This window comes from Prochlorococcus marinus CUG1438, assembly GCA_017644325.1.
Classification (GTDB): Bacteria; Cyanobacteriota; Cyanobacteriia; order PCC-6307; family Cyanobiaceae; genus Prochlorococcus_A; species Prochlorococcus_A marinus_AA.
The window spans coordinates 213,829-237,363 of sequence record JAEPLS010000001.1 but is presented as its reverse complement, the minus strand read 5'-3'; the positions used below and the strand labels follow the sequence as shown (position 1 = coordinate 237,363).

Here is a 23,535-nt window from a genome sequence, read left to right as displayed (position 1 = left end):
TTATTTAACTCACAAAATTCGATCATTATTAAATGTAGTTTATAAATTGAGTTACATTTTTTACTTTATTGCATGATTTTTAGTTATTTTCAATAAGTAATGAAAAATGATTTAAATTTAACAGATTTTTTAAAAGATGTATTTTCCTCTTTCGATAAGAAAGTGGAAAATTCTGGATTAGTAAGTATTTGTATTGAGATTCCTTGTATTGATTTATTACAAGTATATGAATTGTTTATAAATAAATATCCATTTTCTTCATTTTGGGAGGAATCTAATGGTATTTCGTATATTGCTTTTGAGAAATGTAAATATGTTACTTTGGATGGTCCAAAAAGATTTGAGGTGGCAAAAGAGTTTAATTCTGAGAATTTTAAAAATTTAATTAACTTAACTAATGAATCACATAATTCTGCACTTTCAAAAATAATTTATTTATTTTCTTTTTCTGAAAAATTTAATAATAAGAACTTATCTTCTGATGTCCCTAGTTTGGAAGCTATCTTACCAAAAATATTAATTATTAAAAGTAAGAATAATTGCTGGTTAAGAATCAATGGTCATGTTGAAGGTAAATCATCATTAAGAACATTAATTGAAGAAATATGGACAATTAGAAATCAAGTTATTAATTCTGGCTCAGAATCAATTAAATCATCTGTCTTACAAACTAGTTTTGATTTACCTTTTATTGATGATTTCTTGCACTCCTTGGAAACTTCTAATACAAGTTTGAAAAAAGTTGTAAATAGAGGAATTCAATTAGTAGAAAAAGGTATTCTCGAAAAGATAGTTTTAGCGAATAGGATTAACATAAAATTTAAAAATAAATTAGATTTAGTAGAAATTTTAAAAAGATTAAAAAAGAATCATCCAAATACATGCAGATACGTTTGGAAAAGAAATAGTAAGGATATTTTGTTTGGAGCGTCTCCAGAAAAATTATTTTCCTTTAATAAACCTAATTTAACTTTGGAGGCTCTTGCTGGAACTATCTCTACTAATTTAAATTTTGTGGAACTCCTAAAAAGTACCAAAGACTTAAAGGAACATAAATACGTAACACAATATTTGATTAAATGTTTAGAAGTTTCAAAAATAAAAAACTTTAAAAAAAGTGATATTAAGGTAAATTCATTTGGAGATATTTCTCATTTGCAAACACTAATTTTCTCTAAAGTTGAAAATATATGTCCTTTTGAATTGCTTAAAAATTTACATCCATCTCCAGCTGTTTGTGGTTACCCCAAAAATGCAGCATTGGATTGGATAAACACTCTTGAGTCTTTTCCTAGAGGGAATTATGCTTCTCCAATGGGTTGGGTTGATTCATCAGGAAATGCTTCATTTCTTTTGGCAATAAGAGGAGCTAGGTATATTGAAGAAAATATTGAATTTACTGCCGGTTCAGGTATAGTTTCAGGCTCCGTTTTAGAGAAAGAAATAGATGAGATTAAATTAAAATTTGAATCTATAGTAAAACAAATATTTTTCGCTAAAAATCCTAGATAATTCCCACTAATTTTTCAATAACTTCCTCTGAAACATTCTTATTGGATAAATTTTCTATTTCTCTTAAACCTGTTGGACTGGTTACATTAATCTCGCTAAGCATTCCATTAATTACATCAATACCTACAAAAAATAAACCTTCATCTTTGAAGTGTTGAGATAATTCTGAGCAGATACTTTTTTCTTTTTCTGTTAATAATGTTGGTTCAGCCTTTCCTCCCATTGCTAAATTACTCCTAAAATCTCCTCCTTGGGGAATCCTATTTATTGATCCAATTGCTTCACCGTTTACGATAATTATTCTTTTATCACCCTCTATGACTTCAGGAATAAATTTTTGCATCATAACGGGTAATTCTTCTTGAGAAGTGATTAATTCAATGATTGATTTAATGCCTGGAGAATTTTTATTTATCCTTATAACACCTTGACCACCTTTCCCCCCAAGAGGTTTTATGACTACTTCATTATTTATATTCGCAAAATTAATAAGATCTTTTACCTTACTCGCTACTATTGTAGGTGCCATTAAGTGGCTGTATCTCAAAGCACCTAGCTTTTCATTCCATGCTCTTAACGATGAGGGTTTGTTGATTACTTTTACTCCTTTTCTTTCGGCAACTTCTAAAAGATGGGTTGCATATAAATAAGCCTCATTTACAGGAGGATCTTTTCTCATCCAAATGCAATTAAATTCGGCGAGAGGTATGCAATCATTATCTTTGAAAGAAATCCACGGATTTACTTCAACTTTTAAGGAAGATGCCCATACTTCATCACCTCTAGCTTCAAGGTCCTGAGGTGTACAACTCCAGATTTCAATATTTTTTTTTGATGATGCTTGCATTAAAGCAGCAGTTGAATCTTTTAAGGGATTTATATTTTTTATTGGATCTATAACGAATAGAAATTTCATAAGATCTAGTTTAATAATGCGTCTAATTTATTTTCATTTTCTAATGTGTAGAGATCATCGCAGCCTCCGATACCCTCATTTTCTATAAATATTTGTGGTAATGTTCTTCTACCATCAGCTCTTTCAATCATCAATGCTCTGGCATCTTCGTCGCCATCTATTTTATATTCTGTAAAATTTATATTTTTTTTCTTGAGTAGTGTTTTTGCTCGAATGCAGAATGGGCAATATTGCCAAGTATAAATTTCAACTTTGGACATTTTTTTAAAATAATACTTAGTTTATACTATTAAACTAAAGTGCTTGTTAGATTATAAATAACGATTAAATTCTATTTTGATAGATATTACAGATTTCAAAAAAGATCTTTCGGAACTAACAGAGCGCCTGGGTAATGCCCAGGATTGTCTTTGACGTTCCAAGATTAAAAGCGAAAAGGAGAGAGTTAGAGCAAATTTCTTCTCAGCCTGAATTTTGGGAGAATCAAGAAGAAGCGAAAAAACAAATGTTAATTCTTGATGATGTTAAGGCACAACTTGAATTGTTGGATAAATGGAAAACTTTTATTTCTGATGCTAATGCCTCTCTTGAGCTTTATTCTTTAGAACCAGAAGAGGAAATGATTCTGGAATCCAATCAGGGCTTAAAGAAATTAAGAGAGAATTTAGATAAATGGGAATTTGAAAGATTGTTATGTGGCGAATACGATAAGGAAGGAGCAGTAGTTTCTATTAACGCAGGTGCTGGTGGAACAGATGCTCAGGATTGGGTAGAAATCTTATTGAGAATGTATTCAAGATGGGCCGATAATAATCAAATGAGTTTAATTATCAATGAATTATCTCAAGGAGAAGAAGCAGGTATCAAAAGTGTAACTTTTGAAATTAATGGAAAATATGCGTACGGATATTTACAACATGAAAAAGGAACTCATAGATTAGTAAGAATTTCTCCTTTCAATGCTAATGGTAAAAGACAAACCAGCTTTGCTGGGGTCGAGGTCATGCCAAAATTAGATGACAATATTTCACTTGATATACCTGAAAAAGATTTAGAAATTACAACAAGTAGATCCGGTGGAGCTGGAGGACAAAATGTTAATAAAGTAGAAACAGCGGTGAGAATTGTTCATTTGCCTTCAGGGATTTCAGTAAGATGTACACAAGAAAGATCTCAATTACAAAATAAAGAAAAAGCTATGTTACTTCTTAAGTCTAAACTACTAGTGATTGCTAAAGAACAACGAGCTGCAGAAGTCGCTGATATTAAAGGTGATATTGTGGAAGCTGCATGGGGCAATCAAATCAGAAATTATGTTTTCCATCCCTATCAAATGGTAAAAGATCTCAGAACTATGCAGGAGACTAACGACTTAGATAGTGTTTTAGATGGTGGACTTGAACCATTTATTCATGAATTATTACGCATGAATATTTCTTCTAACGAATCTATTGAATAACTAATGAAAAATAAAAACGAAAATATAGAAAAACAAGTTGCTCCTCCAAGCTTTATAAAGCTTGCCATGCGAAATATGGTAAGGAAGGGTTCAAAAAGTATTTCTCATTTTTCAATAACCTTTCTAGTTTTAATTGGGATATTAATACTTGTAGCCACAATAGGTAAGCCTAATATTCCTGTATAAGAATGTATGACAGAAAAAATTATTTCTGAAATAAATTTAGATTTGGTTTTTAAATGTAATGAATTTTCTCAATTTTCAAATAAGTTAAAAGATTCTAAAAATAATCTTATCTTTGAATCTAATTTTTGGGAGAAAGTTTTTTTATCTTGGATAAAAATAATATTAAAAGAGGAAGATCATAAATTGCCAAATTTCATTTTTGAAAAAAAATCTTTTTCATTAGGCTTACAGATCATATCTAATCGAGAAATTGCTTTTATGAACCAGAAGTGGATGCAAAAAAATGGACCAACTGATGTTCTATCTTTTCCAATAATTTCTGATGATTCTCTAAATAATCTAGATCATATAGAGTTGGGAGATATATTTATATCATTAGAGATCGCCCTTGAGCAATCTTATCAATATAAACATTCAATCTATAAAGAAATGCTCTGGTTGGCTAGTCATGGATTTTTACATCTTTTGGGATGGGAACACAATAATGATCTTGATTTAGAAAATATGTTAAATTTTCAGGAATATTTAATTAAAAAATTAGATTAAAAATCTATGGACAAAAAAATAAAATCTCTAAAAAATAGAATAGAATCATATAAAACTTCTAGTAATGTATTAAAAAGTTTTAAGTATGCTTTTAGTGGAATTAGTTACGTATTAAAAACTTCAAGAAATTTTAAAATTCAATTAATTTTTGCAGTTACAAGTTTAATGATTGGTTTTTTACTGCAAATTAGTCAAAGTAATTATGTAATTTTGATTGCCACAATTATGTCTGTTTTAATATTAGAAATATTAAATACATCTATTGAATCAATAGTTGATTTAGTAGTAAAAAAAGAATTTAGTAGTTTGGCTAAAATTTCAAAAGATACTTCTGCAGGAGCAGTGTTATTAGCTTCCATTAATTCTGTTATTATTGCTGTATATATTTTTGTTCCTAAAATTAAGTTGTTATTTGAATCTATATAAATATGTTTCTTGTTATTGATAATTACGATAGTTTTACATATAATCTTGTTCAATATTTAGGAGAACTTTCTGTTGAGCATGAAATAACTAGAGAATTAATAGTTAAAAGAAATGATGAAATTACTATAGATGAAATTATCAAACTAAATCCAAGTGGCATCTTATTATCTCCAGGTCCTGGTAATCCAGATCAATCTGGAATTTGTCTGCCAATACTAAAAAAATTATCGAAAAATATTCCGATATTAGGAGTTTGTTTAGGGCATCAAGCTTTGGCCCAAGCTTTTGGAGGTAAGGTTATAGTTGGGAAAGAACTTATGCATGGTAAGACATCCAAAATATTTCATAATCAAAAAGGTTTGTTTAAAGATATCGAGACTCCATTTGTGGCGACTAGATATCATAGTCTTATAGTTGATTCAAGTTCATTACCAACTTGTTTCGATATAACTGCGACTTTAGAAGACTCAACTATTATGGCTATTTCTCATAAAGAATATAAACATTTACATGGGGTACAGTTTCATCCCGAAAGTGTATTGACACAATTTGGTCATAAATTAATTAGTAATTTTCTAAAAATGGCTGAACAAAAGTAAAATACAAGAAAATTAATATTATGATTTCTCAAATTAAAAACATTTTCTTTTTTATATTATTTAGCTCTTTTTTACCTACCCAATTATTTGCGAGGAATTTATTAATAAAAAGTCTGGGACATAGTAGTTTTTTAATTAATAGTAAGGAACAATCGATTCTTATAAATCCCTTTAAAGCAATAGGTTGTGCAAGCAATTTAAAGGAGCCAAAAGAAGTCAATGTAGATTTTATTTTGGCTAGTTCTAGGCTTTCTGATGAAGGATATAACCCTAATAATCAATTAATGTTTGTTGATCCAGGAATCTATCAATATGAGGATATTTTATTAAATGGAATTTCCGTCCCACATGACAGAGTCAATGGAAGAAGATTTGGGATGGCAACTGTTTGGAGTTGGGAGCAGAATGATCTTAAAATTGTTCATATGGGAGGCGCTGCTGGTGAAATTGATATTAATGGTCAAATTATTTTGTCTCGTCCAGATATCTTATTTATTTCAATTGGAGGAGGAGTAAAATCTTACGATGGGCTAGAGGCTTCAAGAATCGTTAAGCTTCTAAAACCTAATGTAGTTATTCCCGTTAACTTTGCTCGTGGAAAAAAAATTAACAAAGAATGTGATTTCTCAAATGCTGATTTATTTATCGAAAATATGAAAGATTTTAAAGTTAAATATGTTGGAAAATATTTTCGAATAAAATCTAAAAGAATCGATCAAAATACAATTTATATTTTTGGTAATTAATTTATTAAATCTAAAACCTTGTAATTGTCCCAGAAAAAAATCATTTGTTTTTTGGTTCCAATACTAATCCTGATTGACTTTCCTATATCTTTTTTGTTCTCCATACTTCTTATAAGAATACCTTTTTCTCTCATCTGTTGTATTAAAATTTTAGGATCTTTATTTGGCCAAATTAAGAAATAATTCCCACCACTAAAGTGAGTTCTGATTTTTGTTGATTTAAATTTATTTAAAATCCATTTCCTTGCTTTTTTTACTTCTAAAACATAATTATCAATATATGATTTGTCTTTAAGTGCTGCCAATGCTGCAGTTACAGCAAAGCTGTTTACATCATATGGTCCTGTAACTTTGTTAATGTAGTTGATTAAATTTTTATTTCCAAAAGTAAAACCTATTCTTAAACCAGCTAAACCAGCTGTTTTTGAGAGAGATTGGATTATTAGTATATTGTTATTCTTTTCAAAATCTATCGACTCAAGAAGACTATCCCCATTAAATTTTTCATATAGTTCATCAACTATTATCAATGAATCTTTTTTGATATTTGCTAAGTTAATTATCTCTTGAGCACTTAAAACTGTTCCTGTTGGATTATTAGGATTACAAATAAATATTAACTTTGGATTATACTTGATTATTTTTTCACTAAATTCTTCGATGGGGAATATAAAATTTTCTCCAATGTAAGAACAAGTTATTTTCTTCATTCCTCGGATTTCTGAACAAGGAGAATAGTAACCAAAAGTTGGATTTGTTGTTAGAAATATTTGATCTTTTTCTCCAAAGCAATTGAAAATTGAATTTATTGCAGCGTCTGCTCCATTGAAAATTCCTATTTCATCTTTATCAAATTTTCTTGAATCAAGATATTTATCACATAAAAAATTTTTTAATAAATTATATTCCGGATAAATTGAAATCTCGTCTAATTTTATTGCTTGTAATGCCTCGAAAACATTAGGACTAGGACCTAAAGTGTTTTCATTAAAGTCTAAGCGGAGTAAATTTCTTCTATTTTCTAAAGGTGCAGAGTAAGACTGCATATTTATTATTTCTTCTCTTGGTTTTGGGAAAAGATTATTTAATTGATCAAAATCATTCATTACATTCTTTCTAATGTTTCAATTCCTAGAAGCTCTAAGCTTAATTTTAGTATTTTTGCAGTTAGATCACATAAATTAAGTCTAGAAATTTTTATATATTTTTCTTCTTTGAGTATTGGAGCTTGATCATAGAATCTATTAAAAGTCTGACATAGCTCAAACAGATAATTACATAATCTATTTGGCATTAAGTCTTTTTCAATAGATATTATGACTTCATCGAACTTAATTAATTTTCTGATAAGTTTCCACTCAGACTTATGTTCATAATTCATATATTGAAAATCTTTAGAGTCATAAACAAAATCATTTTTTCTTTTGATTCCTGCAATTCTTACAAGTGTATATAACAAATAAGGAGCCGTATTTCCATTAAGGGAAAGCATTTTATCAAAACTAAATTGATAATTACTAATCCTATTTTGGCTTAAATCTGCATACTTAACAGCTCCTAATCCAATTATTCTTGAAGTATTTGCAATAAAATCTTCTGTCTCATGACGATTTTCATCTTCTAATCTTTTCAATAAATCTTCTTTTGCTCTTCTAACTGCTTCTTTTAATAAATCTTTCAAACGTATTGTTTCACCTTCCCTTGTCTTTAATTTTTTGCCATCAATTCCTTGAACTAAACCAAAAGGGACATGGTCTACTTGACAATTATCTGGGATCCATTTTGCTTTTTTTGCAACTTGAAAAACTCCAGCAAAATGATTAGCTTGTCCATGATCAGTTACATAAATAATTCTCGAAGCATTATCCCCAATAGGAGGTTTATTGAATCTGTATCTTATAGCAGCAAGATCTGTAGTGGCATAATTAAAACCTCCATCTTTTTTTTGAATAATTAGCGGTAAAGGTTTGCCTTCTTTATTAGTCATACCATCTAAAAATACACATTTTGCCCCTTGATCTTCTACTAATATTTTTTTTAAATTCAAATCATCAATAACTGATTTTAAGAAGGGATTATAAAAAGATTCACCTCTTTCTACTATTTTTATTCTTAAATTTTTATATATTTCATCAAATTCTTTTCTAGATTGGTCGCATAATAATTTCCAAGCTTTAATCGATTTAATATCTCCACTTTGTAATTTAACTACTTCCTCCCTAGATCTTTTTTGGAATTCAGATTCATTATCAAATCTTTTTTTTGATTCTTTATAAAATTCAACTAAATCACTTATCTTGATTTTACCTATCTCTTCTAAATCATTTGAATATAAATCTTTGAGCTGAGTAATAAGCATTCCAAATTGTGTTCCCCAATCTCCAACATGATTTAGTCTTAATACTTGATAACCTCTTAACTCGAAAATTCTGGATATTGCATCTCCTATTATTGTTGATCTTAAATGCCCTACATGCATTTCTTTAGCAATATTAGGACTAGAGAAATCTATAATAACTTTATTTGATAAGCCACTATCTAAATCTTTTTTAATTTGAGGTACTCCAGCCCTTTGGCATAGAATATTTGATTTAATTTCATTTATGAGAACTTCATCTTTTAATTTTATATTTATAAATCCAGGCCCAGCTATTTCTAGACTCTTACATAATTTTGATATGCTTTTATTGTTATTTAAAAGTTTAATAAAATCATTAGAAATATCTATTGGATTCTTTTTATATATTTTAGATAAACTTAAACAAACATTACATTGATAATCACCAAATTCCTCTTTTGATGATTGTGTAATTAAATTTTTTCTAAGAATTTCGAACTCTTTTTCTTTATCATTTTTTTTAAGACTATCTAAAAGAGATTGTTCAAAGTTATTTATTAATTCTTTAAAAATGATTAGCATTATTTATTTAATTATATATATGATTAATTAATATAACGCATACTTAAATCAATCCAATCACTTTTGGTAATTGAAGAACTTGTTGAAATTAAATCAATACCTTTTATTAGATATTTACTAATTTCTTCAGGGTTTATTCCAGAAACTTCTATTATCAAATTTTTATTAGCTTCTTTTTTTAAGCAATTCTTTGATAAATCTCTTAATTCTTGAACGTTTTTTTTGATTGTTTCAGGATTAAGTTCATCTAATAAGACACTATCCGCTCCTGCTAATACGGCTTCTTTTGCCTGTTCGATATTCTCAGCTTCAATGATGATATGAGTTGTAAAAGGCGAATTTAGGCGAATTTTTTGTACTGCATTTTTAAGATTATCTGTCCACGCAATATGATTTTCTTTTATCATAGCCGCATCATATAATCCCATTCTATGATTAACTCCACCTCCGCATTTGAATGCATATTTTTCAAATATTCTTAAGCCAGGAGTCGTTTTTCTAGTATCTGCTAATTTTATATTTGTACCTTCTAACTTATCTACAAGATTCTTTGTATATGTCGATATTCCAGATAAATGCATTGCTACATTTAAGCTGATCCTTTCACTAGCTAGTAAACTTTGTGAAGGTCCACATATTTCTAAGAGTTTTTGATCTTTAATAAATTTATCTCCATCAGAGATATTAAATTTTGGACTGATTTTTAAATCAATCTTTTTAAAAATTTTTTTTATGATCTCAACTCCACAAAATATACCCTCCTCTTTTGCAATCCAATATGCACTACCATTCTCCTGAGTAATAGAGGAACTTGTTAGATCTCCCCTACCTATATCTTCATCGATCCAATTATCAATGATCTTGTTTATTATTGGAGTATTCAGATCCACTAAACTAAAAAGTAATTAATAAAAATTCAACTGAAGTTAGAAAATTAACTATAAATCACTATGTAATTTAACTCAAATTTATTTACCAATACAAAACTTAGAAAAAATATTATCTAGAAGCTCCTCTGTTAATTCTTGACCAGTTATTTTAGATAAGTTTTGAATACCATCTCTAAGTTCTATTGATAACAAATCAAAAGGTAATCTATTTTTAACTATTTCATCAGTATCATTTAAATTAGATAGGCAAGCAGATAAATTCATTAGGTGTCTTTCGTTTAAGAATATATTGATATTTTCTAATTGTTTTAATCCGCATTTTTTTATGATTGTGTCGATTAATAATCCTTCACCATCATTATTCTTAATGCTCATTAAAATTGTGTTTTTTAACTCATTTGAATTAATATTTTTAGAATCAATTAAATCTTTTTTATTACCCACAAGAGTAATTAATTTTTCTTTGGGGATTTCTTTTATTATTTTTTTGTCTTCTTCATTAAATCCTTCTTCAAGACTATAAATATAAATTATAAAATCTGACTCTTTAATTTTTCCAAAACTTTTTTTAATTCCAATATTTTCAATTTGTTCATTAGTTTCTCTTATTCCAGCAGTATCAATTATTTTCATTGGGATCTCATTAATAGTTAAATTCACTTCAATTACATCTCTTGTCGTTCCATGAATATTAGTTACGATTGCTTTCTCTTTTTTTGCAAGCAAATTTAGTAAAGAACTTTTGCCAACATTTGTCTTACCTATAAGCGCAATGGATATCCCATTATGAATATATGAATTTCTTTTTGAATTCTCTATGAGCGACTCTATTTTTTTTTTCACTTTTTTAATGTTTTTGAGATATTTGGCGTAATCAAAAGATGTGAAGTCTTCTTCAAAATCAACTCTCGCTTCTATCTCACAAAGTTGATTAATAAGATCATACTTAATATCATCAATTTTTTTCTTTATTTCTCCTTGAACCCCGCTAAAAGCTAACTCTGCTGATCTGATATTGCTTGAGTTAATTAATTGATTAATTGACTCGGCTTGTGTAAGGTCTATTTTCCCATTCAGAAAAGCTCTTTGACTAAATTCTCCTGGATTTGCAAGTCTAACTCTAGAATCACTTGATAATAATGTCTTGAGAACTTTGTTGACCAAGATAATTCCTCCATGGCAATGGAGTTCAACTACATCCTCTCCTGTAAAGCTATTTGGTGATTTCATCACCAAAATTAAAACCTCATCTATAAATTTATTTTGTTTATTTTCCTGAATAAAACCATGAAAAACTCTATGTGATTCCCATGCATATTTTGATTTAGTTTTGACAATCTTTTTGCAAGAATTTATTGAGTCTTTCCCTGATACTCTTATTATTGCAACTCCTCCTTTCCCTATACTTATAGCTGAAGCAATTGCAGCTATCGTATCCTCTGAAGTAACTATCGAATCCATCTCTCGCTTTGTTATAGATAATTAAGTAAGATTATCAAGAATTTAATTTTGAATTTTTCTTTCTGAATGAGATTTAAAAGAGATATTACCTATAAGAAAATTCTAACATTATTTAGGAATCAGAATGGAAGTCCTTTCTTTAATGCCAAAGGTTTAGCTATAGGTGTTTTTAGTGGTTGCTTTCCTTTTTTTGGGTTTCAGACCCTAATAGGGGTTTTTTTTGCGAAATTAGCAAAGGGAAATATTGTTCTAGCTGCAATTGGTACCTGGATCAGCAACCCATTTACTTATATTCCGCTTTATTATCTTAATTATAAAGTTGGTTCGATTTTTTTTAATACTTCCTCTAATGAAATTATTGAAAAAAGTTTGGTTATTGATGAATTATGGAAACAAGGTAGAATTTTTTCTTTAAAATTACTTTTAGGTTCTTCTTGTGTTGGGTTTTTATTAGCTTTAATTTGCGGCAGTATTGTTTTTTTTATCTATAAGATAAAACTTAAAAAGTAGATTGTTATGATTTTAAATTAACCTTGTCCAACTCTGGCTATATCTAAAACATCTGCCATTGATTTAATTTGGTCAATTGTTTTGTGAAGTTGATTATAACTTTCTAGACCTACGCAGAGATTGATAATAGCTGGTTTGCCATAAGCAGTTTTAACATTGGCATCACTAACATTTATACCTTTATCAGATAAACGCATAAGAATATCTTTCAGGACTCCAACTCTATCAATTACTTCTATTCGAAGTTGAATTGGGAACTTATTATCGCCAGTTTTATTATCTTGATTCCAACCAACAGGTAATCTTCTCTCTATTGGAATTGGCATAACATTTTCGCAATCCGCCCTATGTATGGTTATACCGTGGTTGCCTAGCGAGACAGTTCCGATAATATCCTCGCCTGGAAGTGGGGTACAGCATTTACCTATTCTGTAATCAAGACCTTCTATCCCGGAAATTGGTGATTTAGTAGTTGTATAAGGTTTATTGGTGGATAAATTACTATTACTTTTAAGAGATTTTGCTATTTCAGAATCAGAATCACTTTTAATATCCTCTGTCTGTAATTTAATTTCTTCTCTAAGTCTGTTTAATACTTGATGTAAAGTTAAACCACCAAAACCAAGTGATGCAAGAAGGTCTTCAGTATTTTTTAAATTGCATCGATTCGCAACTTTTTTCATAGCATCACTAGAAAGTAATGTTTCAAAACCATTTCGACCGACTTCTTTTTCGAGTAAATCTCTGCCTCTTTTAATCGTCTCATCCCTATGGCTTTTCTTATACCATTGGCGGATTCTATTTTTAGCAGTTGGCGTAACTACAAAGTTAAGCCAATCCAAGCTTGGAGTGGCATTATTATTTGTCAAAATTTCTATGAAGTCACCATTTTGAAGTGCTGTAGATAATGGAGAAAGCTTTTCATTAATTCTTATTCCATTACAGTGATTTCCAACTTCAGAATGAATTCTGTAGGCGAAATCTATTGCGGTAGATCCTTTTCTTAAACCAACAACGTCTCCTTTCGGAGTAATTACAAATACTTCTTCATCAAATAAATCTTCTTTAATTGAAGCTAAATAATCATTATGATCACCCTCGCTACCTTCTTGTTGCCATTCAACTAGTTGTCTTAGCCAATTAAATCTTTCAGCATTGCTTTTAGCAGGAGAACCACCCTCTTTATATTGCCAATGAGCAGCAATTCCATATTCTGCTATTTGATGCATAGAAGTAGTTCTAATTTGTACTTCAATAGGTCGATGTCTACCAATTACTGAAGTATGTAAAGACTGATATCCATTGGGTTTTGGTAAACCTATATAATCTTTAAATCTGCCTGGAATTGGTTTGAAAGTATCATGTACAACTGCTAAAGCTCTATAACAACTATCTGAATTATCAACGATAATTCTTAGAGCAGCAACATCATAAATTTCATGAAACTGTTTTTGCTGTCTTTCCATTTTACTCCAGATGCCATAAAGATGTTTTGGTCTTCCAGTTATTTCAAAGTTTTTTAAACCTGCTGCGACTAAATTTTCTTTAATAAGATTCAGGGTTACTTTTAATCTTTTTTCTCTATCACTCCTTTTGACAGCAATTTGATCTTTTAGATCTTGATATTCTTTAGGTTCAAGAAATTTAAAAGCTAAATCTTCTAATTCCCATTTAAATCTATTTATTCCTAATCGATTAGCTAAAGGTGCATAAATCTCTCTTGTTTCTCTTGCTATTCTTTTTTTTCTCTCATCATTTAACCATTCAATTGTTCTCATGTTATGAAGTCGATCTGCCAGTTTTACTAAAACAACTCTGATATCACTAGCCATAGCCATAAACATTTTTCTAAGATTTTCAGCTTGTGCTTCAGTCCTGTTATTAAAATGAATACCTCCTAATTTTGTTACACCCTCCACAAGTATTTTTACTTCTAATCCAAAATTTGTTTCTATTTCAGATAAATCAACGCCAGTATCTTCAACAACATCATGTAAAAGTCCTGCAGCAATAACAGATGAACTAGCGCCTATTTCTTTGAGGAGATTTGCTACGGCAACTGGGTGGATGATGTATGGTTCGCCACTCGCACGGAATTGTCCATCATGAGCCTTATAAGCAAGTTTAAAAGCCTTTACTATAAGGTTTTGATTATCATCATTTTGTTTATTTGATTTTTCAAAATTATTAATATCGTTAAGAAGCCAATCGGGTATTTTTATTTGATAATTCAAAGATTCACTTTCATATTTTTTATTTTCAGGCAAAATAGTTTTGGAAACTTCAATTTCGTTTATTTCTTTTGAATTTGCAGCTGCCTCAGACATTTTATATTGCTTTAGATGTATTTTATTTAGGTCTAGAAAAATTTGCTATAAAATCATGGAAATAAATAAAGAAAAAATTCTTGTAGTTAAAAATCTTACTGTTAAATATGGTTTAAAACAGCAACCTATCATTAAAAATTTTAATCTTGAAATAGATAAAGGAGATCATTTGGCCATAATAGGACCCTCTGGATGTGGAAAGACTACTTTTGCAAAAACATTAGTAAATATATTGCCTGATAAGGCCACTTCTAAAGGGTATTTATCCATTTCTAGTGTCGATCCTAGAAACATAAGTAACAAAGAAGCACAATTATTTAGAAGAAAAAATTTTGGATTTATCTATCAAGATTCTATAAAAAAACTTAATCCACTTATGAGAGTTGGGGATCATTTATATGAATTGTTTAAAACTCATGATCAAACTAAATCATCTTTACTTATAAAAAAATTAGTAAAAGAAGTTTTTCAAAAAGTAGGAATTGAAGAAAGCAGACTTGATTCTTTCCCGCATCAATTTAGCGGTGGAATGAGACAGAGAGTTTCTATAGCAATGGCTCTTGCTTTAAAACCTAAATTACTAATAGCTGATGAACCTACAACAAGCCTAGATTGCATAACAAGTTTTGAAATTATGAAAGAAATAATTCAGTTATGTAACGAATTCGATACTACTTTAATTTTAATTAGTCACGATATTAATCTTGCAGCAAAGTGGTGTAAAAAAGTTGCAATAATTGAAAAGGGATCGATTGTTGAAAAAGGAAATATATTAGATATTTTCCAATCTCCAAAATCAGATATCGGGATAAAGTTAGTAAATTCCTCAAAAATAATATTAGAATCAAACTCTAAAAATAATGTTCGAGATGAGGTACTGCTAGAGGTAAATAACTTAAGATATTGGTATAAATTAAATTCTTCAATTTTTATAAATAAATGGAATAAGGCTTTAAATGAAGTTAGCTTTAAATTATATAAGAATGAGACTCTTGGAATAGTTGGTTCTTCAGGTAGTGGTAAAAGTACATTATGTAGGGCTTTGATTGGACTTTTGAAATTAAGAGGTGGTGAAATAAAAATTTATGATAAAAATTATTCATCGAAAAAAAATAAATTTTTTACAAAGAACAATAATGTGCAAATTATTTTTCAAGATCCTTTTTCAAGTTTGAATCCGAAAATGACAATAAAAAATATTTTGGAAGATATATTTTTTATTCAAAAAATTTCAGATAAAAGAAAAATTGAAAAAGAAATAAAATTAATGTTTAGAAATTTAAGTCTTCCTTTTAAGAGTGAATTTTTAAATTCTTATCCTAGCCAATTATCTGGTGGCCAATTGCAAAGAATTTCATTAGCCAGAGCTCTATTGTTGAAACCAAAAATTTTGATTTGTGATGAGAGCGTTAATATGTTAGATGCTTCAGTAAAAATAGAAATTCTTGAATTACTAAGAGTCTTGCAAGAAAAAATGGGTTTAACCATTATCTTTATCACACATGATTTAGGTATTGCTAAAAGATTTTGTAATAGAATGCTAGTAATGAATCAAGGAAAGATAGTTGATGAAGGAGAAAGCTCTACAATATTCACTAAAACTAAAAACACCTATACAAAATCTCTTCTAAATTCTTCTTTAAATCTTATTTAGATTTAAGAACGTTTAGTAATTTTTGAAAATCTAATGGCAATTCTGCTTCAAATATCATTTCTTTGCCATTGATTGGATGTATGAGGCCAAGCTTAAAAGCATGTAATGCTTGGCCCTCTAATTTACATGGAAGTTTTTTGCATCTTCCATATAAAGGATCACCCACAATAGGATGATTAATATGAGCGCAGTGAACTCTTATTTGATGCGTTCTACCAGTATCTAATTTGAAATTCATTAATGAGTAATTACCTAATCTTTCTTTTAATTTCCAATAAGTACAGGCATATCTTCCTGAAGCTTCTTCAACTACTTTATATTTAAATCTATTGAATTTATCTCTACCAATGTGTCCCACTATTTGGCCTTCTTCAGAATTAGGTGCTCCATGAATTACTGCAATATATTCGCGTGATGCTATTTTTTCTTTAATTTGTTTCTGGAGATTTACTAATGCCTCTTGGCTTTTTGCAACCACCATACATCCGGAGGTATCTTTATCTAATCTGTGAACAATACCAGGTCTTAGTTTCCCATTAATTCCAGGAAGATCATTACAGTGAAAAAGTAATCCATTGACTAGAGTTCCTGATTTGTGTCCTGGGGCTGGATGAACAATTAGTCCTGATTGTTTATTAATTACTATAATATGTTCGTCTTCAAAAAGGATTTCTAAATCCATTTTTTCAGGTTTCAAATATACAAGAGGTTCTGGAGGAGGCATCCAGATTTGAACATTGTCGCCATTTTTTAATGGGGTCTTTGCTTTCGCAGTCTTGTAGTTTACAAGTACTAAGCCTGAATTGATAAAATGTTGAATTCTTGCTCTACTTTGTTCTGGCCTTTTACTTACCAACCATCTATCTAGTCTCATAGGAAGAGGTAGGTCATAAATAATTTCTATAAGTTCACCTTCTCCAATGCCAAAAGAATTTTTATTATCTAATTCCATGGAGGGACTTCTAAAGCAATTTTACCAAGCATTTGATTTCTATAATCTTCCAATAATTTATGAGACATTCTTCTTTTATCGCCTGAGGTATGTTTTGAAGCTGCTTCATCGATCCAAACAGAAGGACTCTCAAAGCCTTTTACAATATCAACTCCATATCTATTAGATATTTGTTTTGCCGAGATATTTGCATTTTTATCTTTGTTTAGAGTGGACATAATTTTGATAAATTCAATTGCGACACTCTCGATTTCATAAGCAGCCTCTCCAATATCGTCACATAGTGCAAGGTTAAGTGCTGATTTTTGATTTTCTAAATTAGGAGGTATAACGCCAGGAGCATCTAGTAGATCAATACCACTATCTAATTTTATCCATCTCAAATTACGTGTCACTCCAGCTTTCCTAGCACTATCGACAACTCTTTTTTTAGCAATTCTATTAATTAAAGCTGATTTACCGACGTTTGGAAAACCAAGTGTGAGGGCTCTTATTGGCCTTATTTTCATACCTCTAGAAATCCTTCTAGCATCAATTGATGATCTAGATTCTTTTGCAGATTTACAAATTTCGTTAATACCTATACCTCTTTTAGCATCGCACCAATGCGGATATTGATCTTTTTCATTAAACCATTTATTCCAACTAGTTATTGTGTCAGGAGAGATCATGTCTGATCTATTAATAACAAGAATATGTTTTTTATTATTGATCCATTTATTTAAATGTGGGTGCCCCGTTGATATTGGGATTCTTGCATCTCTAACTTCTATAATTAAATCTACTTTATTGATGACTTCAGATAATCTTTTTTCTGCTTTTGCGATATGGCCTGGGTACCATTGAATTTTGGGTATGTCCACTTCAATAAAATAAATAAAATTTTTGTATTGCTTTTAAGCTTTAATTAGTTTCAAAAGTATTTACTTCTAAATTTTAGTATAAATTAAATAACTAAAAATTTTTTATCATAGTTAATTTTTAAATTTTATTAAGGCATAGGTAACAGTTACTACTTTTTAACCCAATAAGTCTAAATAAACGTTAGGGTCTTAAGATTAAAATAGTTTGTTTAATGTCAAAATTATCTCTTTCCAGTCTTGATAAGACATATTTAGAAGGCAAAAAAGTTCTCGTAAGAGTAGATTTTAATGTTCCATTAAATGAAAGTGGCAAGATAACTGACGATACACGCATTAGAGCAGCAATTCCAACAATTGAATATCTCATTAATAATTCTGCAAAAGTTATTTTAGCTGCCCATTTTGGAAGACCAAAGGGTCAGGTAAATGAAAAAATGAGATTAACTCCAGTAGCAGCAAGATTAAGTGAATTGTTGGGCCAAAATGTTGCTCTTACTAAAAGTTGTATTGGTGATGAAGCAATTGCACAATCAAATAGCTTATCTAATGGAGATGTTCTTTTAATTGAAAATGTTCGTTTTTTTGGTGAAGAGGAAAAGAACGACCTGGAGTTTGCTAAAAAATTAGCCTCTCATGCAGATATGTATGTAAATGATGCTTTTGGTGCCGCTCATAGAGCTCATGCTTCAACTCAGGGTGTTACTAATTATTTAAGTCCTTCAGTAGCTGGATTCCTTTTAGAAAAAGAATTGAAATACTTGCAAGGAGCAATAGATTCCCCTAAGCGTCCATTGGCAGCAATAGTTGGAGGATCAAAGGTTAGTAGCAAAATCGGAGTGCTCGACTCTTTACTAGATAAATGTGACAAAATTATGATTGGTGGAGGTATGATTTTTACTTTTTATAAAGCTAGAGGTCTAGATGTAGGAAAGAGCTTAGTAGAAGAAGATAAACTTGAGCTCGCTAAAGATTTAGAGGCAAAAGCAAAATCAAAAGGAGTCGAATTATTATTACCAACTGATGTTGTTTTAGCTAATGAATTTTCTCCTGACGCCGAAAGTAAAATATCTCAAATTGATTCAATTAGTGGTAATTGGATGGGTCTTGATATTGGTCCAGATTCTATTAAAGTTTTTCAGAATGCTCTTGCAGAATGTAAGACAATAATTTGGAATGGACCGATGGGTGTTTTCGAATTTGATAAATTCGCAGAAGGTACAAATGCAATCGCTACAACTCTTGCGGACTTAAGTGCTTTTTCTGAAGTTTGTACAATAATTGGTGGCGGAGATTCAGTTGCAGCAGTAGAGAAAGCTGGATTAGCTGAGAAAATGTCTCATATATCTACTGGAGGTGGGGCTAGTTTAGAACTTTTAGAAGGTAAAACTCTACCAGGTGTAGCTGCTTTAAACGACGCATAGGCTATAACTTATCAACAATATCAATACTCTTTGTGAAGGTAATAATTCCCTCTGGGTGAGCTATGATTCCTGACCAAACTTGTATCCCTGGTTTTGAAGGAGCTCTCGTCATTTTAAAAATGCCTCCAGACGCTAGTGGTTCCAATAAAATTTCTTGTTCAAAAAATGAATTTACTTGATGGGGTTTTATAGCTCCGGCAATAATTACGTCTTCAAGAGGCTTATTTAAAATAACATCGATATCATATTTTGAACCAGTAAGAACTTTATCAGGAATGCTAAAACTAATATCTATTTTCTTTTCATCATTTCTTATTGTTGTGAATAAATTTTTGATAATCCCTTCATCTATTTTCCCATTTACTGTTGAAAATAAATAATCAAAATTGGATTCGAGTTTATGTTTCTCTCCATTAACTATTTTTTCCCCAGAAACTTTTATTTGCAAGATTGTTTTATTTGGAATAGTAGGTTTTAATTTTTTGATCTTCCATTTGCTGTCAGGGAAATTATTAATAATCTTTGAAAATTCTTTTAGGATATTTTGGCTTTCATCATTTCTAAAATTTTTTCTAATAAATTCTAAATCTCGAGCATTTAAAGAGTTTTCTAAATTTCTTATAAAATTAACTTTTAAAGTTTCCGTTATTGCTGAATAGGGAAAAATGAGATAAACAAATAAATAGAGAGGAACTCCTATATTTTTTAAAAAGTTTAAATTAAACATATTTATCATTTGTTAATTTCATTCTACTAATTTAAGTCTTTATGTCTAAAAAAAATAATTTATTAGTTGCAGCTAGTGGAACAGGAGGGCATATTTTCCCAGCTTTAGCAGTTTCTAAAGAGGTAGAAGATAAATGGAATATTCATTGGTTGGGAGTGCATAAAAGACTTGATGCAAATTTTATTCCTAAAAAATATAATTTAACGACTTTGAATATAAAGACTCCAAGAAAAAATATTTTTTTGTTGTTTCAATATATAGAAATTTTAATGTCAACTTTCAAAATAATTAGGATTTTAAAAGAAAAAAAAGTTAATTTAGTTTTTACGACTGGAGGTTATATATCAGCACCTACTATTGTTGCTTCAAAACTTCTCAGGATACCCATTATTATTCACGAATCAAATTTAATTCCAGGAATGGTTACGAAGTATTTTGGTTTTTTATGTAACTATGTTCTTTTAGGATTTAAGAAAACAAATGTTTACCTAAAAAATTGTAAAATTATTTTCACTGGTACTCCATTAAGAGAGCAATTCTATAAATCTAATCTTTTGCCACAATGGGTTCCAAAAGGGAAAGGACCTCTTTTGATTGTTATGGGCGGTAGTCAAGGAGCAAAAGCTATAAATCAAATTATTTACGAATCTCTTGAATTCTTAATGGAAAAAAAGTTTCGGATAGTTCATATTATTGGCGAATGTAATCAAAAATCCTTTCAAGTAAAAAATTTCAAAAATTATGTTCAAAAGAAATTTACTAACGAAATTGCAGCTTTAATTCAAAACTGTGATCTTGTAATATCCCGATCTGGTGCAGGAACAATAAATGAATTAATTGAGACTGAAAAACCTTCAATTTTAATTCCATATCCTTATTCTAAAAATAATCACCAGGAGAAAAATGCAATGATTCTTGCTGAAAGTGGAGGCTCAGTTTTAATTAATCAAAATAAAATTTCTAAAGAAGTTTTTGAAAATACTTTAGAAAGAATTTTTAAAATAAAACCAAAAAATGGAAAAAATAGCTATGAAATTTTAGATATTATGAAGAAGAATATGAAAAATAATAATAAAATTAAATCTAAAATTGAGATTAAAAAATTTATTAATTATTTTCTAAAGGAATTCTGAATTTCGTTGCATAAAAGAATATTATTTTCCCTACTCTGCAAACTTATTCTTGCCCACTTCTCATCAAGAAATCTAAATGAAGTACATTCTCTAAGCAATATTCCCTTATTTTCTAAGTACTTAATATTTGGCGACAATGTTGTTTTACTTTCTATTAAAAAAAAGTTAGTTGATGAGTTATGAACTTTAAGGTTTTCTATTTTTGATAATTTTTGACATACTCTCTCTTTTTCAATATTGATCCACTGGTGAATTTGTCTTGTCCATTTTTCATAGAATTTCCTATTACTTAGTAGATCAATTCCGGCTTTAATAGCAAAGGAATTTAAAGGCCAAGGATCTCTATTGATTTTCCATTGCTTAAGTTTTTTCGATGAACCAATAATGTAACCTAATCTAAGACCTGGAATATTGAAGATTTTGGTTAAGCTTCTTAAGACTAATAAATTATCATATTTTTGGGTTAATGGTATTAAAGATTCCTTTTCTCCATTAGGTGTTATTGATAAGAAAGCCTCATCACAGATAACTAATTTATATTTTTTTATAATTTCTTCTAATGAATTCTTCTCCCACAATTGGCCGGTGGGGTTGTGTGGATTTGTTATCCAAATAACATCACCTTTAGGATGAATTGGAAATGATTGAGGAAAAACATTTCCCCAGTTTTTTGGTAACTTGCAATTTATGAAATTGCTATTCCAACAATTTAATGATCTTTCATAATCAACAAAGGATGGAGAAGGAATGCAACTGATGCCAAATTTGGATGCTTCATAACCTGCCCAGGTTATTAGCTCAGAAGCTCCATTTCCTGGCAATATATTTTCAGGATTTATTCCATGAAATTTACCGATTATTTCTTTCAAATCACTCAGGTTTCTCTCGGGGTAATATCTAAACCCAAGATTCTTAATTTCTTCATTTAATGAATCTATTAGTATCTGAGGAGGATCAAAGGGTACTAATGAGGCACTTGCGTCAATAATTCCAGAGGGTAATAAATTTAATTTCTTTGCTTTTGCATATACGTTCCCCCCATGTTTTAGGTTTGATGATTGCATGGTTAGTATTTTTTAATCATTAGGTTCCGATTTATTTATTATTTATTTTCTTTTTATTCAATCCATTTTAGATCTGATCCAATGGCCTCTTTTATATTTGATAATTTATGGATATTTAGTTGCTTTATTATTCCTTGTAGTATATCGGGTACTAATTGTGGACCTTTATATATCCATCCTGTATAAAGTTGAATTAATGATGCTCCAGAACAAATTCTTTCCCATGCTGACTCAGGGCTATCTATTCCACCAACGCCAATTAAAATAATCTTTTTATCAATATTATGAATATGTTTTATTATTTGATTTGCTTTTTTTTGTAGAGGCCTGCCACTTAATCCTCCATTCTCTTCAGAAAGTAATAATCCGGTTTGCATGATCTTTCTATTTTCAAGACCTAATCTATCTATGCTGGTGTTAGTCGCAATTATTCCATCGATGTTTTCCTCGATTATTAATTGACAAATATCTTCAATATCTCTAAAGCTTAGATCTGGTGCAATTTTGACAAATAATGGTGGACAACTGGGTAAGTTTTTAATTTCTCTAATAAGTTCTTTTAGAAGAATTGGATCTTGTAACTTTCTTAGTCCTTCAGTATTTGGAGAACTTACGTTTATTGCTGCATAATCACAATATGGAATTAATAATCTTAGAGAAGTTAAATAGTCATCTTTTGCTTGAGATAAATCTGTAATTTTAGACTTACCAAAATTTATCCCTAAACAAATATTCTTTCTATTTTTTTTAAACTCAATTCCTTGTTCGACAAAGTTTTTAACTAGATTTTCAGCACCATTGTTATTGAAACCCATTCTATTTAATGCTGCCTCTTCTTCTGCTAATCTAAATAACCTTGGTTTGGGATTTCCATTCTGAGCAAATTTAGTTACCGTTCCAAGTTCAGCAAATCCAAAACCAAAATCTTTCCATATATTTGCGGCATTTCCATTTTTGTCAAAACCCGCAGCTAAACCAATTGGATTGCAAAAATTTATTCCACATATGTTCTGAGTTAATCTTTTATCAACTACAGAAAATTCTTTATTTAGATTTTTTAAGATAGAAGAAACTACAGGCCAATTATATTTTCTTGAACTGAATGATAGGAGGCTAAGAGATAAATTTGTTAAGTATTCTGCATCAATTCCAGAGTCTTTTTTTAATACAGGGGTAATCAAGTTTTTATAAAGATTTTTAAATACCCCCTTTTGAAAATTCAT

The 23,535-nt window shown here is 29.6% G+C and carries 23 protein-coding genes; 11 read left to right on the top strand and 12 right to left on the bottom strand.

All coding sequences use genetic code 11. The annotated features are described in order from the left end of the window. The first annotated feature begins 99 nt into the window (after window positions 1–99). On the top strand, window positions 100–1,512 hold the full coding sequence (locus tag JJ847_01415) for a chorismate-binding protein (protein ID MBO6959543.1): 1,413 nt from the start codon (window positions 100–102) through the stop codon (window positions 1,510–1,512). Here JJ847_01415 and gshB read toward each other — a convergent pair. Together gshB and grxC are read right to left on the bottom strand one after the other, a co-directional pair. Next, window positions 1,505–2,428 carry a glutathione synthase gene (gene gshB, locus JJ847_01410; protein MBO6959542.1) on the bottom strand — a complete coding sequence of 308 codons (924 nt, stop codon included), beginning with the start codon at window positions 2,426–2,428 and terminating at the stop codon, window positions 1,505–1,507. The two genes, JJ847_01415 and gshB, sit on opposite strands and share 8 nt — an antisense overlap. 5 nt (window positions 2,429–2,433) lie before the next feature. Further along, window positions 2,434–2,688 (bottom strand): glutaredoxin 3, encoded by a 255-nt coding sequence (gene grxC / locus JJ847_01405; GenBank protein MBO6959541.1) that lies wholly within the window; start codon window positions 2,686–2,688, stop codon window positions 2,434–2,436. 76 nt (window positions 2,689–2,764) lie between these two features. Between grxC and prfB the strand changes: the two genes are divergently transcribed. From prfB to JJ847_01375, 6 genes are all read left to right on the top strand, one after another. Beyond that, window positions 2,765–3,887 (top strand): peptide chain release factor 2 gene (gene prfB, locus JJ847_01400; protein MBO6959540.1). Its coding sequence is split into 2 segments (ribosomal slippage): window positions 2,765–2,839 and window positions 2,841–3,887, totalling 1,122 coding nucleotides; the frame shifts between segments, so codons are not numbered across the junction. A gap of 3 nt (window positions 3,888–3,890) precedes the next feature. Then, window positions 3,891–4,073 (top strand): DUF3285 domain-containing protein, encoded by a 183-nt coding sequence (locus JJ847_01395; protein ID MBO6959539.1) that lies wholly within the window; start codon window positions 3,891–3,893, stop codon window positions 4,071–4,073. 6 nt (window positions 4,074–4,079) lie between these two features. Beyond that, window positions 4,080–4,619, top strand: coding sequence for an rRNA maturation RNase YbeY (ybeY, locus tag JJ847_01390; GenBank protein ID MBO6959538.1), 540 nt, complete (start codon window positions 4,080–4,082; stop codon window positions 4,617–4,619). A gap of 6 nt (window positions 4,620–4,625) precedes the next feature. After that, window positions 4,626–5,045, top strand: a complete 420-nt coding sequence (locus JJ847_01385) for a diacylglycerol kinase family protein (GenBank protein MBO6959537.1) — start codon at window positions 4,626–4,628, stop codon at window positions 5,043–5,045. Between the two features lie 2 nt (window positions 5,046–5,047). Further along, window positions 5,048–5,644 (top strand): aminodeoxychorismate/anthranilate synthase component II, encoded by a 597-nt coding sequence (locus tag JJ847_01380; protein MBO6959536.1) that lies wholly within the window; start codon window positions 5,048–5,050, stop codon window positions 5,642–5,644. A 20-nt stretch (window positions 5,645–5,664) separates the two neighbouring features. Continuing rightward, window positions 5,665–6,390, top strand: coding sequence for an MBL fold metallo-hydrolase (locus tag JJ847_01375; GenBank protein MBO6959535.1), 726 nt, complete (start codon window positions 5,665–5,667; stop codon window positions 6,388–6,390). On the opposite strand, the gene JJ847_01370 is transcribed toward JJ847_01375, so the two are convergent. From JJ847_01370 to mnmE, 4 genes are all read right to left on the bottom strand, one after another. Continuing rightward, window positions 6,387–7,496 (bottom strand): histidinol-phosphate aminotransferase family protein, encoded by a 1,110-nt coding sequence (locus tag JJ847_01370; protein ID MBO6959534.1) that lies wholly within the window; start codon window positions 7,494–7,496, stop codon window positions 6,387–6,389. The two genes, JJ847_01375 and JJ847_01370, sit on opposite strands and share 4 nt — an antisense overlap. Beyond that, window positions 7,496–9,310 (bottom strand): arginine--tRNA ligase, encoded by a 1,815-nt coding sequence (gene argS, locus JJ847_01365; protein ID MBO6959533.1) that lies wholly within the window; start codon window positions 9,308–9,310, stop codon window positions 7,496–7,498. The genes JJ847_01370 and argS overlap by 1 nt, the downstream gene beginning before the upstream one ends. A gap of 23 nt (window positions 9,311–9,333) precedes the next feature. Then, window positions 9,334–10,200 (bottom strand): carboxylating nicotinate-nucleotide diphosphorylase, encoded by an 867-nt coding sequence (nadC, locus tag JJ847_01360; protein ID MBO6959532.1) that lies wholly within the window; start codon window positions 10,198–10,200, stop codon window positions 9,334–9,336. Between the two features lie 78 nt (window positions 10,201–10,278). After that, on the bottom strand, window positions 10,279–11,661 hold the full coding sequence (mnmE, locus tag JJ847_01355) for a tRNA uridine-5-carboxymethylaminomethyl(34) synthesis GTPase MnmE (protein ID MBO6959531.1): 1,383 nt from the start codon (window positions 11,659–11,661) through the stop codon (window positions 10,279–10,281). Window positions 11,662–11,727: 66 nt separating this feature from the next. On the opposite strand from mnmE, the gene JJ847_01350 reads away from it, so the two are divergent. Continuing rightward, window positions 11,728–12,171 carry a DUF2062 domain-containing protein gene (locus tag JJ847_01350; GenBank protein ID MBO6959530.1) on the top strand — a complete coding sequence of 148 codons (444 nt, stop codon included), beginning with the start codon at window positions 11,728–11,730 and terminating at the stop codon, window positions 12,169–12,171. Window positions 12,172–12,188: 17 nt separating this feature from the next. On the opposite strand, the gene JJ847_01345 is transcribed toward JJ847_01350, so the two are convergent. Beyond that, window positions 12,189–14,498, bottom strand: a complete 2,310-nt coding sequence (locus JJ847_01345) for a bifunctional (p)ppGpp synthetase/guanosine-3',5'-bis(diphosphate) 3'-pyrophosphohydrolase (GenBank protein MBO6959529.1) — start codon at window positions 14,496–14,498, stop codon at window positions 12,189–12,191. A 55-nt stretch (window positions 14,499–14,553) separates the two neighbouring features. Between JJ847_01345 and JJ847_01340 the strand changes: the two genes are divergently transcribed. Beyond that, entirely contained in the window at window positions 14,554–16,152 is a 1,599-nt protein-coding gene (locus tag JJ847_01340) for an ABC transporter ATP-binding protein (GenBank protein ID MBO6959528.1), read from the top strand. Here the strand turns inward: JJ847_01340 and JJ847_01335 are convergent. Both JJ847_01335 and ylqF read right to left on the bottom strand, forming a co-directional pair. Further along, window positions 16,145–17,104 (bottom strand): RluA family pseudouridine synthase, encoded by a 960-nt coding sequence (locus JJ847_01335; GenBank protein MBO6959527.1) that lies wholly within the window; start codon window positions 17,102–17,104, stop codon window positions 16,145–16,147. The genes JJ847_01340 and JJ847_01335 overlap by 8 nt on opposite strands. Then, a complete protein-coding gene (gene ylqF / locus JJ847_01330) occupies window positions 17,095–17,967 on the bottom strand; it encodes a ribosome biogenesis GTPase YlqF (protein ID MBO6959526.1) in 873 nt (290 codons plus the stop codon). The genes JJ847_01335 and ylqF overlap by 10 nt, the downstream gene beginning before the upstream one ends. Before the next feature lie 212 nt (window positions 17,968–18,179). Here ylqF and JJ847_01325 point away from each other — a divergent pair, with 212 nt between their 5' ends. Next, complete coding sequence (locus tag JJ847_01325) at window positions 18,180–19,388, top strand: phosphoglycerate kinase (protein ID MBO6959525.1); 1,209 nt, start codon at window positions 18,180–18,182, stop codon at window positions 19,386–19,388. A 1-nt stretch (window position 19,389) separates the two neighbouring features. Here JJ847_01325 and JJ847_01320 read toward each other — a convergent pair whose 3' ends face one another. Continuing rightward, a complete protein-coding gene (locus JJ847_01320; protein ID MBO6959524.1) occupies window positions 19,390–20,115 on the bottom strand; it encodes a hypothetical protein in 726 nt (241 codons plus the stop codon). Between the two features lie 41 nt (window positions 20,116–20,156). Between JJ847_01320 and murG the strand changes: the two genes are divergently transcribed. Then, window positions 20,157–21,248, top strand: coding sequence for an undecaprenyldiphospho-muramoylpentapeptide beta-N-acetylglucosaminyltransferase (gene murG, locus JJ847_01315; protein MBO6959523.1), 1,092 nt, complete (start codon window positions 20,157–20,159; stop codon window positions 21,246–21,248). Here murG and JJ847_01310 read toward each other — a convergent pair. Beyond that, a complete protein-coding gene (locus JJ847_01310; protein MBO6959522.1) occupies window positions 21,227–22,312 on the bottom strand; it encodes an aminotransferase class I/II-fold pyridoxal phosphate-dependent enzyme in 1,086 nt (361 codons plus the stop codon). The genes murG and JJ847_01310 overlap by 22 nt on opposite strands. A 53-nt stretch (window positions 22,313–22,365) precedes the next feature. Continuing rightward, entirely contained in the window at window positions 22,366–23,535 is a 1,170-nt protein-coding gene (locus tag JJ847_01305; protein ID MBO6959521.1) for a quinone-dependent dihydroorotate dehydrogenase, read from the bottom strand.